The sequence below is a fragment of the Bacillus sp. 05T31 genome, assembly GCF_056396725.1.
Genome location: NZ_JBFTMA010000147.1, coordinates 1 through 13,121, shown reverse-complemented (window position 1 = coordinate 13,121; position 13,121 = coordinate 1). Strand labels below are relative to the sequence as shown.

The 13,121-nt window shown below is 34.3% G+C and carries 15 protein-coding genes, 1 pseudogene and 1 other annotated feature; of the genes and pseudogenes, 7 read left to right on the top strand and 9 right to left on the bottom strand.

Annotation, left to right across the window (positions count from 1 at the left end; all coding sequences use genetic code 11):
* On the bottom strand, positions 1–1,253 hold a 1,253-nt coding region (locus tag AC1DJR_RS11705), incomplete at its 3' end, for a transglycosylase domain-containing protein (protein ID WP_477002666.1).
* A gap of 311 nt (positions 1,254–1,564) precedes the next feature.
* Between AC1DJR_RS11705 and AC1DJR_RS11700 the strand changes: the two genes are divergently transcribed.
* The 3 genes from AC1DJR_RS11700 to AC1DJR_RS11690 all read left to right on the top strand — a co-directional run bounded on the left by AC1DJR_RS11700 (position 1,565) and on the right by AC1DJR_RS11690 (position 4,113).
* Entirely contained in the window at positions 1,565–2,185 is a 621-nt protein-coding gene (locus AC1DJR_RS11700; protein WP_105584052.1) for a DUF47 domain-containing protein, read from the top strand.
* A gap of 11 nt (positions 2,186–2,196) precedes the next feature.
* Positions 2,197–3,195, top strand: a complete 999-nt coding sequence (locus AC1DJR_RS11695; RefSeq protein WP_002030715.1) for an inorganic phosphate transporter — start codon at positions 2,197–2,199, stop codon at positions 3,193–3,195.
* A gap of 117 nt (positions 3,196–3,312) precedes the next feature.
* Entirely contained in the window at positions 3,313–4,113 is an 801-nt protein-coding gene (locus tag AC1DJR_RS11690; protein WP_429686541.1) for a sulfite exporter TauE/SafE family protein, read from the top strand.
* Between the two features lie 293 nt (positions 4,114–4,406).
* Here AC1DJR_RS11690 and AC1DJR_RS11685 read toward each other — a convergent pair whose 3' ends face one another.
* Entirely contained in the window at positions 4,407–4,634 is a 228-nt protein-coding gene (locus AC1DJR_RS11685) for a hypothetical protein (protein WP_000883004.1), read from the bottom strand.
* Positions 4,635–4,804: 170 nt separating this feature from the next.
* Between AC1DJR_RS11685 and AC1DJR_RS11680 the strand changes: the two genes are divergently transcribed.
* Positions 4,805–5,317 (top strand): Crp/Fnr family transcriptional regulator, encoded by a 513-nt coding sequence (locus tag AC1DJR_RS11680; RefSeq protein ID WP_429686540.1) that lies wholly within the window; start codon positions 4,805–4,807, stop codon positions 5,315–5,317.
* Positions 5,318–5,346: 29 nt separating this feature from the next.
* On the opposite strand, the gene hmpA is transcribed toward AC1DJR_RS11680, so the two are convergent.
* The 3 genes and pseudogenes from hmpA to AC1DJR_RS11665 all read right to left on the bottom strand — a co-directional run bounded on the left by hmpA (position 5,347) and on the right by AC1DJR_RS11665 (position 8,221).
* Positions 5,347–6,555 (bottom strand): NO-inducible flavohemoprotein, encoded by a 1,209-nt coding sequence (hmpA, locus tag AC1DJR_RS11675; RefSeq protein WP_477002665.1) that lies wholly within the window; start codon positions 6,553–6,555, stop codon positions 5,347–5,349.
* Positions 6,556–6,776: 221 nt separating this feature from the next.
* The gene (locus AC1DJR_RS11670) at positions 6,777–7,265 is read right to left on the bottom strand and encodes a hypothetical protein (protein WP_477002664.1); all 489 of its coding nucleotides are present in this window, start codon (positions 7,263–7,265) and stop codon (positions 6,777–6,779) included.
* A gap of 114 nt (positions 7,266–7,379) precedes the next feature.
* A pseudogene (locus tag AC1DJR_RS11665) lies at positions 7,380–8,221 on the bottom strand (site-2 protease family protein).
* A gap of 152 nt (positions 8,222–8,373) precedes the next feature.
* Here AC1DJR_RS11665 and AC1DJR_RS11660 point away from each other — a divergent pair.
* Positions 8,374–8,571, top strand: a complete 198-nt coding sequence (locus AC1DJR_RS11660; protein ID WP_000776287.1) for a hypothetical protein — start codon at positions 8,374–8,376, stop codon at positions 8,569–8,571.
* 172 nt (positions 8,572–8,743) lie between these two features.
* Here AC1DJR_RS11660 and AC1DJR_RS11655 read toward each other — a convergent pair whose 3' ends face one another.
* Complete coding sequence (locus AC1DJR_RS11655; RefSeq protein WP_477002663.1) at positions 8,744–9,595, bottom strand: YhfM domain-containing protein; 852 nt, start codon at positions 9,593–9,595, stop codon at positions 8,744–8,746.
* Between the two features lie 108 nt (positions 9,596–9,703).
* Between AC1DJR_RS11655 and AC1DJR_RS11650 the strand changes: the two genes are divergently transcribed.
* Positions 9,704–10,240, top strand: a complete 537-nt coding sequence (locus tag AC1DJR_RS11650) for a DUF1698 domain-containing protein (protein WP_477002662.1) — start codon at positions 9,704–9,706, stop codon at positions 10,238–10,240.
* A gap of 39 nt (positions 10,241–10,279) precedes the next feature.
* Here the strand turns inward: AC1DJR_RS11650 and AC1DJR_RS11645 are convergent, their stop codons facing one another.
* A complete protein-coding gene (locus AC1DJR_RS11645) occupies positions 10,280–10,489 on the bottom strand; it encodes a hypothetical protein (RefSeq protein ID WP_000880630.1) in 210 nt (69 codons plus the stop codon).
* A gap of 262 nt (positions 10,490–10,751) precedes the next feature.
* Positions 10,752–11,010: a binding site (T-box leader), on the top strand.
* A 59-nt stretch (positions 11,011–11,069) separates the two neighbouring features.
* Here AC1DJR_RS11645 and brnQ3 point away from each other — a divergent pair.
* A complete protein-coding gene (brnQ3, locus tag AC1DJR_RS11640) occupies positions 11,070–12,425 on the top strand; it encodes a branched-chain amino acid transport system II carrier protein BrnQ3 (RefSeq protein WP_477002661.1) in 1,356 nt (451 codons plus the stop codon).
* 24 nt (positions 12,426–12,449) lie between these two features.
* On the opposite strand, the gene AC1DJR_RS11635 is transcribed toward brnQ3, so the two are convergent.
* Both AC1DJR_RS11635 and AC1DJR_RS11630 read right to left on the bottom strand, forming a co-directional pair.
* Positions 12,450–12,806, bottom strand: coding sequence for a DUF3992 domain-containing protein (locus AC1DJR_RS11635; protein WP_060750572.1), 357 nt, complete (start codon positions 12,804–12,806; stop codon positions 12,450–12,452).
* Positions 12,807–12,816: 10 nt separating this feature from the next.
* Positions 12,817–13,121, bottom strand: a 305-nt coding sequence (locus AC1DJR_RS11630; protein ID WP_477002660.1) for a response regulator transcription factor, incomplete at its 5' end; no start/stop codon positions are given.

Genomic DNA, 13,121 nt, shown 5'->3' with positions numbered 1-13,121 from the left:
TTACCATGGAACGTATGATCACTATTTTGTGGTGCATATTCTTTAATATTAAACGGTTCATCTTTTAAGACATCGTATACTTCATATCCTTGTTCTAACGCTGGTACATACACTGCAAGAGGCTTTAACGTTGAACCTGGCTGTCTTTTTAATTGTGTTGCATGATTAAACTGCAAAAATTGATAAGGACCTCTCCCTCCAACTAAAGCCGGAACACCGCCAGTTTTTGGATTCATAAGGACCACTCCAGTTTGCATAAGCTGATCTGAGCCACTATCTTTAAAATAACTATCATTATTCACAACATCTTCAACCGCTTGTTGTTTTTTCGAGTCAAGTTCCGTATAAATACGATAGCCACCTGCTAAAATTTCATTTTGTGTTAATTCATACTTGTCCATCGCTTCTCTAACAATATAATCTACGTATTGAGAATATTTCCCCTTATATTTATCGTCAACACCACGTCGTAATACAAGACCTGATTCTTTCTCCTGATTATATTGTTCTTCAGAAATATATCCTTGCTCCTTCATTAAACCTAATACGACATTACGTCTTTCAATTGATTTATTAAAGTTTTTATACGGCGAATACGCAGATGGCGCTTTAATTAATCCTGCAATCGTTGCAGCTTCTGAAATCGTTAAGTCTTTTACTTCTTTATCAAAATAAGATTTAGCTGCTCTTTTTATCCCCCAAGCACCTTCACCAAAATAAATTTGATTCATATACATTTCAACAATTTCATCTTTCGTATAAGTACGTTCTATTTTTTTCGTTAGAAAGTATTCCTTTATTTTACGCGAGAATGTACGGTCTTGCGTTAAAAATACATTTTTCGCAAGTTGTTGTGTAATTGTACTACCACCTGCCACAACTTCACCGGCTGTAATGTTCTTAAATACAGCACTTATAATTCCACTATAGTAAATACCATGATGACTAAAAAATTCCTTATCTTCTACTGCAACAATTGCTTGAACCATAATATCAGGAATATCTTTCCTTTTGACCCCTTCTGTTTTAGAAGAAGCTAATTTAGTCGCAACTTCATTATTTGCATCATAAATTAAAGTCGGTTGTGGAACAGCTTGTTTTAATTCAGATATATCTTGAATGGAAATTATTATATTTACAACAATAAATAGAGTAGCAAGTAAACTTCCCAATACAATTAATGAATTGCGTAGTTTCTTCCTCTTATTGAACCACTCAAGCGTTTTTTTAAAGTGAGTGTTCTTCAATTTCATTGGTTCACTTCCTTCATTTGTTTACACTCTTCTTTTTAAAAGGAAGAATATACCTCCTTTTAAATTTATTATAATAACGTAGTCGTTCCTATAGTGTAAAGCTTTTCTTTCACATTCATACTTTTTGCAAGAAAAGGACATTCTACAAGTAAGATATTCATTGTTGAGTATTAATATTATTAATACAACAATGAGAGTTATGTTAAGTTTTTGTAAACTTTTCGATAAAATGTTTTAAAAAACGACATTTTTTTGTTAGAATTGATTAGCCAATATATTTTACATATATTACTTTTGTGGGGGTAACAATAATGGTCTTTAAATCAAAGAAAGATAAATTTTCTGAAATGCTTATGAACGTTTCCGAAAATTTAAAAGAAGGCGCGCAGTTTTTCGTGGAGTATAAAATTAAAAATGCTAGCGATTTAAAAGAGTTTTCTATGCGCATGAAAGATTATGAGTCAAAAGGTGACTCATTCATTCACGAAATCATTATGGAGCTAAACAAAGCGTTTATTACTCCTATTGAACGTGAAGACATCCTACAACTTGCAATGAGTATGGATGATGTATTAGACGGATTAGATCACAGTGCTGGTCTATTCGAAATGTATTCTATTACAGAAGCTGATGAATACATGATTAAATTCGTTGAAGCAATTAATCAATGTGCGATTGAGATTGCAAATTCTGTTGAACTACTTTCTAAAAAGAAATTAGTCGATATTCGTACAAATGCGATCAAGATTAAGGATTACGAGTCACAATGTGATGATATTCGCCGTCATGCGATTAAGCACTTATTCTCTCGTGAGAAAGATCCGATTAAGATTATTCAATTTAAAGAGATTTACGAAGAGCTTGAAGAAGTAGCTGATAGCTGTCAAAGCGTTGCAAACGTATTAGAAACAATCATTATGAAGAACGCGTAAGGAGTTTGATCATGGATACACTCTTGATACTGACCGTTTTAGTAGTCATTTGCGCTTTAGCTTTTGACTTTATCAATGGATTTCACGATACAGCAAACGCTATTGCAACGGCTGTTTCAACGAAAGCTCTAAAGCCTAGACATGCAATTGTTATGGCAGCTATTATGAACTTTTTAGGTGCGATGACATTTACAGGTGTAGCAAAAACGATTACAAAAGATATTGTTGACCCGTTTGCCTTGCAAAATGGTTCTCTTGTAATTTTAGCTGCTTTGCTTGCGGCAATAGTCTGGAATTTGATCACTTGGTACTATGGCATTCCAAGTAGTTCTTCGCATGCAATCATTGGCGCAATCGCTGGTGCAGCAATTGCTGCTGCTGGTATTAGCGCATTAAACTATAAAGGGTTTATAAAAATTCTTGAAGCTTTAATCATTTCACCGATCATCGCTTTTGTTATTGGTTACATCGTATATAGTATTTTTAAAGTGGTATTTAAAAACTTTAACTTAACGAAAACGAACAAGAACTTCCGTATATTCCAGATTTTCACCGCTGCATTACAAGCTTATACGCACGGTACGAATGATGCACAAAAAGCAATGGGAATCATTACGATGGCTCTTATGGCCAATAACTATCATACTTCTGGCGATATCCCTTTCTGGGTACAATTATCTTGTGCAATCGCAATGGGTCTTGGTACTTCTGTCGGTGGTTGGAAAATTATTAAAACTGTCGGTGGACAAATTATGAAAATTCGTCCTGTAAATGGTGTAGCTGCCGATTTATCATCATCACTTGTTATTTTCGGCGCAACATTTATTCACTTACCGGTTAGTACGACGCACGTTATCTCTTCTTCTATTTTAGGAGTTGGTGCTTCACATCGCGTGAAAGGTGTAAAATGGGGAACTGCAAAACGCATGTTAATTACATGGGTTATTACACTTCCTATTTCAGCTTCTTTAGCTGCATTATTTTACTACTTATTACACTTAATCTTTTAATCAAAAGTCGTCTTCCTTATTTTTCTAGGAAGACGACTTTTTTGTGAACAAGCCTATTTCTTATTAAAAAGCGTGTATAATGATTGATGGATAAGTTATATAGAGGAGTTGGCAATTTTGGAATACATCATGTTACTTTTCATCGGATTAATCGCCGGGACAGTCGGGAGCCTAGTCGGACTTGGAGGCGGAATTATTATCGTTCCGTTATTAATTGGATTACACAGTTTATCACCACAACTCGCAGTAGGAACTTCTATGGTAACAGTCGTTTTTACAGGGCTGGCCTCTACCCTTACTTATATGAAACATAAACGGGTAGATTATAAAAGTGGACTTATTTTATTTATCGGGAGTGGCCCTGGTGGTATTATCGGATCATGGGCAAACAAATTTTTAAACCAAGATACATTTTCTTTATACTTTGGGATTTTTCTTATATTCGTCTCCCTTCTTCTTATACTACGAGACAAATTGAAACCTCTTTCCCTATCAAATATGACTGTAATTAAGCGATCTTTTACAGATAACGAAGGAAATACTGTAGACTATCAATTTCCACCATTTCTCGCTATCTTTATTGCCTTTATAGTTGGGTTTATATCCGGATTATTTGGAATCGGTGGTGGTGCCTTACTTGTGCCAGCGATGATGCTCCTTTTTGCGTTCCCAGCACACATTGCTGTAGCAACTTCAATGTTTATCGTATTTCTCTCAGCAATTGTAAGTTCTTTAACTCACATCTCTCTAGGAAATGTCAGCTGGGCTTATGCATTAATTCTTATTCCTGGTGCATGGATTGGCGGAAAAATCGGGGCTTATATTAACACAAAATTAAGCGGTAATGCAGTAATTAATTTATTACGTATCACATTAATTATTCTTGGAACTAGATTAATCATTACTTCATTTTTATAACGCGTTCTTTCTAGAATGCGTTTTTTCTTATACACATGAATATAAAAAGGCTCCTAGGAGAACAAATAAAACTAAACAAACACTTAATAGCATAAAATTTGAAATATGTAATTTCTTCAAGTAGATCACTCCTATAGCTATGACTGTTATCTTTATGATAGCGAAAAAACAGTTATCTTACAGTTACAAAGCGCTAACAATGCAAAATCATTTATTACAAATTTTATCCTTATATTTCATTTCTTTGTATAATCTATCGATTCAATAAAAAAAGATGTCATATTGACATCTTTTTAGTGAAGAAGTGACCATCCCATAAAGTCTTCATGTACCTGGCACGCCCTCTTATCGTTTCGATCATATAATTCAGCATAACTATCTGTTTCTTCATCATAAGCCATCGTATAAATAATTTGGCCGTCTATTTCAACGGATAAAACGACTCCACCTTTCATCTCTTCCACATGAATGATAGCATTCGCCGGAATTCTCATATCCGTCATCTTCATCGCATCTAACAATATACTAAACCCCCTACAGCGTATTCATTGCTAGTACTATTACACACTAAATAGTATACTACTGTAATAGCATACATTTCGTCAATGAAATTGCTGTTTAAAGAGCATATTGTCTTTATACATATACGCTAAAATATAAGAAATAGAAATGTTTTAATGGGGGGCTAACATTGATTCTACATAAGGGAGATGTATTATTCCGTCAAGGTGAGGACGGTCCATTATATTTTATAAAAACAGGTTTATTAAAAGTTATTCGGTTAGAAGAAGACGGAACACCATTTTTATTTAATATTATCGTTCCTGGTGAAACGATACCTCACCATTCTTTAATTTCACAGAAGGAATATCACGGTACAGCTATCGCTTTAATGAAAACAGAAGTGGAGCCTATAATTAGCAATGAATGGTACGACAAACTTCAGGCAAATCCTGCATCATATGAAAATATCGCTATACAATTACAATCGAAGTTAAGAATGATGCAACAGCGTATCGATCAATTGACAACTGTCTCTCCTAAAGAGCGCCTTCATCGTTTACAAGAGTGGTTCACCTTTTATTTAGGTGACATCCCTATTTATGAAATATTAACACAAACTGAAATTGGTCAGCTCATAGGTGTACGCCGCGAAACAGTAAATCGCTTACTTAGAGAACAAGCAAAAAACGAGGTAAAATAATACCTCGTTTTTCGCTTGGCAACGTTAACCTATTGTAAGCTTGCTGCGGGACCGAAAAATTCATAATGAATGTTCTCTTGTTTAACACCCAAATCAATTAATGCAGCATTTATATGTTTCATAAATGGTACTGGACCGCAGAAATAAAATTCTGCATCAGTCGTTGGAATAATAGTTTGTAACCATTCACGTTCAATGAATCCTTCTTGATCAAAATTCTTCATTTCCACATCTTGCTCTGTCGGTGAAGAATAGCAAGTATATGCTTTAACTTGTTCATACTCTTTTTCTACTGTCTCAACATGCTCTTTCATCGCATGTGTATTACTATTTATCGCCGCATGAACAAAGCATACATTACGCTTTGATTCTTGTTCAATTAACGTATTTAACATACTCATCATCGGTGTAATACCTACTCCAACACTAATTAGTACAACAGGTAATGTTGACTCCATATTTAATACGAAATCTCCCGCTGGTGCACTTACTGGTAAGACATCCCCTTCCCCTACATGATCATGTAAGTAATTAGATACTTTACCATCTGGTGTATCTACACCTTTTTCTTTCTTTACACTAATACGATAATATTCTTTTCCTGGAGCATCAGACAAGCTATATTGACGATTATGTGTATATGTCTCACCTTTAATATTTATTTGAATCGTTACATATTGTCCTGGGATGAATGAAGAAACTTTCCCGCCATCTTCAGGTTTTAAATAAAATGATGTAATAACGTCGCTTTCCTTCACTTTTTTAACAATCACAAAGTTGCGGAAATCTTTCCATCCACCTTCTTTATGTGCAGCTTCTTCATACATAYCCGCTTCAAYGCTAATGAATGCATCAGCAATGACGCCATACGCTTCTCCCCATGCATTTAAAACTTCATCAGGTGCGCCTGCGACCTCTTTAATCGCTCGTAGTAAGCATGTACCTACTATTGGATAATGCTCTGCTTTAATACCTAAACTTCTATGCTTATGACCGATTTGTTTTACAACTGGAATAATAGCTTCTAAATTATCAATGTACATTGCAGCTGCATAAACAGCATTTGCTAATGCTTGTTGTTGTCTTCCTTTTTTCTGGTTCGTATGGTTGAAAATATTCAATAACTCCGGATGTTCCGAAAATAAAATTTGATAAAATCTCGTTGTAATCTCAACGCCTTTTTCTTGTAATAACGGTACTGTTGACTTTACGATTTCAATTGTTTTTGCACTTAACATTGTATCCCACTCCTCTATTTCCTTAACTGTTTTTAGTTTAACTGAATTGTATAATTCATATTGTGATTTTAATCACTATTAACATGGTGTTTTTGTGAAAAATATATGAACAATGCACATATTAAGTAAATTTTTATTAGCCATCATTAATAGTGCTCAAAAAAAAGCTAACTAGAATTCTAGCTAGCCTACTACTTCGTTTGTATTGCTTGTTCAATTACTTATATATTCTGCACATCTCCAAACTCGGTATACCCCCATACATTCGTCTCACCTTTATATTTATTTACAAGTATATCCAAGTCATGATATACGCGATGAGCATAGATTACATACTCCATATTCTGAAGCTCCACACCTTTTTTTACAAYTTCATAACTTCTATTCACATCGCGTTTTATTTTTTCATTTTTTATTTCTTTATGTATATTTTTTAAAGAGGCTTCTTGCTCTTGAAACCATTGTTTAAAATGTTTCCAATCCCCATCTGTATATTTCTCTGCCTTGCCATAATTCAAGAAATTATTATAACTTTCATGTGTCGTACGAACAAAATCGAGTGTCTTCTTCTTCTCTTGCACCTCTTCTATTTGTGCTACTSTATTTACTCCAGCAGACTTATTCGCATAATAYAATAGTACTTTCATAAGACTATAGCTCGCTATTGCCATYACAGTAATAGTTACCAATACACTTAACAATTTCTTCATATACAGAACYCCTTTTCTACTATGAATATTACAATGTACTGTTACACTTGTAACATTCTCTCGYAGAAATGTAATTCCTGTTTAAATYCTYCTTTTCATTTCGACACTATTTTTCTACAAACTTCTCCTTGGTAAATGCTCTTGTAAAACAACATAACCTTCATAAGCTGTATAACCGAGTATAGCCATTAATCCRATATAACAAGCAAATACTGTCCATTTCGTTTTCGTATCGACTTTATAATAATTTTCTTGTTGTTCCTTTTCTGTTTCCCATTCATTTAATTTTCTTTCYGACAKTTCAAATGCTTCTCTTRTATGAATTGTATGCATTTCTTTTTCATCTTCATATGGGATATAATCAAGTGGCTCAAATTTTGGTAAAATGTACTCTAGCACTTCAATCTTTTGAAGTTCTCCTGTAAAACTAGCCCTGCTCCCCAAATTTTCGTGCTTACAACTGAAATTATTCGTCCACCATCTAATGGAGAAACTGGAATTAAGTTAAAGAAATTAATCATACTTCCAAGTAAAATAATAAGCGCCCAAAACGGCTCTTTCGTGATTATATACAGTGGGATCGCGGGTAAAAATGAAAGCAACCCGAAAAGAGGTCCCATATATGCAATGTAAGCTTCATCTTTTGCATTTTTCGGCATCTCTTTCATCCCAATAAGAGCTCCCATAAATGGTATGAAGATTGCTGGCGATGTTGGTATCCCTTTCTTTCTCGCTGCCCATAAATGCCCCATCTCATGTACAAACAATAAATATACGAGTGCTACCCCAAACTTCCAACCATATATAACTGCGTATGCACCAAGCGATAAAAACATACTAAATACTGTTGAAAATTTTGCTAACTTAAAAATTGCAAATACCCATTTTAACTTAGATAGTAAAAATAACCCTATTGCAACGATAACTCCCCATAATCCTTTTTTATTATTTTTCATATTCCTCTCCTTTATCTCGCTTTATTGAGCCATATACACTCATCAAAACTTATTCTTTTTCTCTATTATGACATATTTTTTTCTATTGTTAGAAATAATGTTTATTCCATCCATTTTTAGCCAAAAATAAAAATAAAAGGAGGTAAATACAAATGAAATTACAATCTCTTATGATAGGCGCTCTATCGTTTTTAGCTTCAACTCTTATTTTTTATACCGTCAGCTACGTATTATTATTAGATTGGTTGCCAAATCACTTATTTATAGCCCTTATTATTCTTTCTGCTCTTATGATTTCCTTTCTAATCACACGAAAATCAATGAATGAGCCATCTGCAAAAGCAAAATAATAGAGGGGATCTTTCCCCTCTATTATCATTTCCATATAGACTTTATGATTCTTACTGCCCGCTATTTACGAGCAGTAAGAATCCCACCTCAAAATTTGGCTGGAGCAAAGAATTTAGGTAGGAGTCGTGCTAATAATCAGCGGGGGATGCCCCCACTGATTAAAATTTCACTTTATCTTTGTAAATTCATTTTTTCACCATACTCTTTAACAATTTGAATAATGTTTTGAAATGCTCCTACTTTTTCTTTCTTACTATTTAATATTTGTAAATCGTGATTATCATAATAGGTTTCTAGTGATTTTAATTGTGATTCTGAAGCATCTTTTATCGGAACAGTAACATTCAACTCATACTGTTTATACCCTTCCTTTACTTTTTCAGCTGAAATTATCTCACTCTCTTTTGCGCCAATTAATTTTTGAACCTTTTCCGGGAAAATTAATTGCAAATAATATTCTTGTTCCTTTGCTAACTTATTATATAGTGATTGTGAAATCGTATAACGTACTGTATAATTCATTTTTTGATCACCTGCTTTAATATGAAACGCAGTAATCTGCATGTCTTTTTTTGTTACTTCCGTTAAAGTACCTACCTGCATCTCATCTTCTTTTTGTTCTGGAATCTTTGGAAAGATAGCCAAAAGCTTTTCCGTATCTTTTTCGTTAAGCATATACATATCTTTCTTATATTGAATCCATCCTCGGCGATCTTCTCCTCTTAACCATGCATAATATGTTTCTTTTTTTCCATCACTACTAATTTGTATTTCATATTCCGGTTCACCAAAACTACCCGTTACTTCTTGTTTTTCCGCTTTGTTTATAATATCCACCACYAACTCCGCATCCATTTTCTTYAAWTTTTTTTCTTCTKTACCTTTTTGYATAACAGTTACTTGTAATGGTTCTYTCAYTTCATTCACTGTCTCCTCTACTTGTTTCGRTTCTTTCTTTTGCTCAGATTGACCACACGACGCGAGTAAAATAACACATAAAAACATTAAATATTTCCCTTTCAAATCGATTCTCCTTTTCCAATAAGAAATTCTTATAATCCTCATGCATAAAACAAAAACGTTACATTATATAGAATGAGCTATACTATAAACTGAAGGGAGGATTTTACAATGTCCATTAATTTTCATGATGCAAATAATAAGTATACGTATGCAARTCGTAACGCACATATTTCATGGCAGGAAACAATAAACAATATTGTAGATGTRCAAAAYAAACAARTAATTGATATAGGTTGTGGTGGAGGCATTTATACGAAAAAACTTGCTCTTATGGGAGCCAAAAATGTTGTTGGGCTTGATTYTTCAAGTCCTGAACACCTTCGTGGATATTTTTTCTCGGTCTTTCCAAAACTCATTGAAACAGAAGCGCAAAGAAGACCAAAAACCACTACTATACAGCAATTATTACAAACATATCCTCTTCAAGCGCTCCCCATTCAAACACAATGGGAAGTACGAAAAGTACATGATTCTGTAGAGGCTTTGCTACAAGATTTATCTCCTCGAACAGGCCGATCCATTCTATATGAACTAACAGATAATGAAATTTCTCAACTTCTACATCATATCCAAACGGCATTACAAAACGTCTCTCCTATCATCGAAAGAGATCGTTGGACAATTTGGAGCGCGAAAAAATTGTAAGGAAGGAAGCCTCACAAAATAATGTGAGGCTTCCTTCTTTCATAATCTAATTTTGCAACACTCTTGATATCCTCCACTCCTGGCCTGTGCACTTCCACACTTCGGACATACTAAATATCTAGACTGATTTGTCAACAAACTACCTTTTTGAAAGAGTAAAACTTCTGCTTGTTTAAACGAACGCGAATAATATAACCACATAAAACCAATTATAGCAATAATGCCAAATAATACTCCCATCGCAAGCATTTCAGTCACCTCTTTTGGTTTGTTCTTTCCAGCAAGTGGATTGTTGTATTATTCTCTGCAAATTCAAACAATTCCTTCCTTACTCCTATAAATATCGATTTTCTCCATAAWCTTTACAATTCTCTATAATGTTTTACAGCATTTTTACAAATAGTATTAACCCTTATATTCTCAGCTATATTTCTACAGGAAAGAGTATTTCCCAAAAAATATGTTGACTTTCTAAAAAAAACATGTAAAAATGTTGTCAGAATACTTGAATAAAAATTCATTGACGAGAACGAGTATGTTATAGAGCTGTTCCCCAGAGAGTTGGTATTTTGCTGAAAGCCAACGCTCAGTTCGTAACCGAAAATCATCTCCGAGAAGTAGAACCGAATGCTAAAGTAAGTTCTTACCGGTCGTCCCCCGTTACAAGGAACACGTATCATGTTGTACGTTGTAAAGCCGTATACATATAGATATATTTCTACATGTATAAATTAGGGTGGTATCGCGGGTAAATATAACTCGTCCCTTTCTTAAGGGACGAGTTTTTTGTGTTCTTACAATGAATTTACAAAAAAGGAGAAAAAAAACAATGAACACTGTATCAAAAAAACATGTTTTTTTCACAGGTCTTATGCTGTTTTCTTTATTTTTTGGAGCAGGAAATTTAATTTTCCCTCCAATGCTTGGACAAAATGCTGGTGAAAACTTTTGGCCAGCAATGATTGGTTTTTTACTAACAGGAGTCGGCTTACCACTACTTACTGTTATCGCTATTTCTCTATCAGGAAATGGAATGCAACAACTTGCGAGTCATGTTCACCCATTATTCGGAATATTCTTTACGGTAGTTGTATACATTGCAATCGGTCCATCTATGGGCATCCCACGTGTTGCTAATGTCGCTTATGAAATGGGAATTAGTTCTTTCTTACCAGAAACTATTCGCTCTAGCAGCCTAACGCTATTTTTATACACAGTCATCTTCTTTGCTATCGTATTTTGGCTTAGTTTAAATCCTTCTAARCTCGTCGATCGTATCGGAAGYGTATTAACACCTATTTTATTACTCTCTATTTTYTTATTATTCKTTAAGAGTGTATTTWCACCMCTYGGGCAATCWGGACCAGCMATGCAAGAGTATCAAACTTCTCCARTTTTCAAAGGTTTTATGGAAGGATACTTAACGATGGATACCATTTCAGCRCTTGCATTTGGAATTATCGTTGTAAATGCAATTCGCTCAAAAGGTGTGAATGACCGCAAATCAATTGCCATCGCAACAACAAAAGCAGGACTTATTGCCGCTACTGGTCTCGTACTTGTATATGGTGCACTTGGCTGGCTCGGTACAACTAGTGTCTCTCTCGGATACGCAACAAACGGCGGACAGCTACTTACCGTTATCGTACAACAATTACTCGGTCCATATGGTCTAATTCTATTATCTCTTATCGTTACACTCGCTTGCTTAACAACATGTATTGGACTTGTATCTGCATGCAGTCAATACTTCTCAACATTATTAACAAAATTTTCATACACAACGTTAGCAAGTGTCATTTGCACATTAGGATTATTAGTTGCCAACTTAGGTTTAACAAAAATTATCGCAATCTCTGTTCCTATTTTACTTGTTGTATATCCAATTGCGATTGTACTCGTATTACTATCATTACTTCATAAATATTTCGGTGGATATCGTTCTGTTTATGTAGGTGCGTTAATTGGTTCTGCAGTTGTGAGCGTATTTGATGGATTAAAACAAGGGAATATTCCTGTTTCATCTATCACATCTTATTTCGAGTTTATTCCATTATATAATGAAGGAATTGGCTGGTTAGTACCAGCATTAGTTGGGGCTATTATCGGTTTTGCTATCGCAAAATTAAGTGGCGCCAAAGCAGTACCATTAACGGATCATTCACCTGAATCGAAAGTATCATAAAAAAACTCCCATTTCGGGAGTTTTTTACATTTGATAAGAAGTATGATTAAAGCTACTTACTTTATAAGCTTTCGTATAGTAATCAATATTCGTATCCACTGTTTCTACTTTTACAACATCATAGCAATCTTCTTGCTTCACTAGAAATAAATAATATTCTTCTGTCGCCTCAATAATTGCAATACGATCTGTTTCAATATCATATTGTTCACAAAGTGCTTGCAACGCATCCACATAGTTACCTAATTTTTTCGTTTCATCCATTCCAAATATCGTTTGAACTAACATACACTCTCTCCCCTTTGTATGTACTGTTAACACCTTAATGATAACGCTTACATAAATAACCGTCAATAAAAAGCTTTGACCATATATAGTCAAAGCTTCCTTCTTATTTCGTCAATTGGTGTCTAAACGCATAAATAACCGCCTGTGTCCGGTCACTTACATTTAGCTTATTTAATATATTACTCACATGTGTCTTTACTGTTTTAAGGGCAATAAACAACTCATCTGCAATCTCTTGATTACTTTTCCCCTCCGCAATTAATAACAAAATTTCAGACTCTCTTTCTGTTAACTCCTCATGCAAAGGTTGTTCTTTCTTCTGACGCATACGAGACATCATTTTGCCAGTAACTTTCGGCTCTAATACCGTTTCCCCATCATAAGTAGCTCTTACAGCATCTGCAATAT

What these genes read in the sequence shown, in the direction of transcription:
- AC1DJR_RS11660 (WP_000776287.1), top strand. Translation starts at nt 8,374, where the DNA reads ATGAAATTACAATCTCTTATGATAGGCGCTCTATCGTTTTTAGCTTCA.
- AC1DJR_RS11695 (WP_002030715.1), top strand. Translation starts at nt 2,197, where the DNA reads ATGGATACACTCTTGATACTGACCGTTTTAGTAGTCATTTGCGCTTTA.
- AC1DJR_RS11645 (WP_000880630.1), bottom strand. Translation starts at nt 10,489, where the DNA reads ATGCTTGCGATGGGAGTATTATTTGGCATTATTGCTATAATTGGTTTT.
- AC1DJR_RS11700 (WP_105584052.1), top strand. Translation starts at nt 1,565, where the DNA reads ATGGTCTTTAAATCAAAGAAAGATAAATTTTCTGAAATGCTTATGAAC.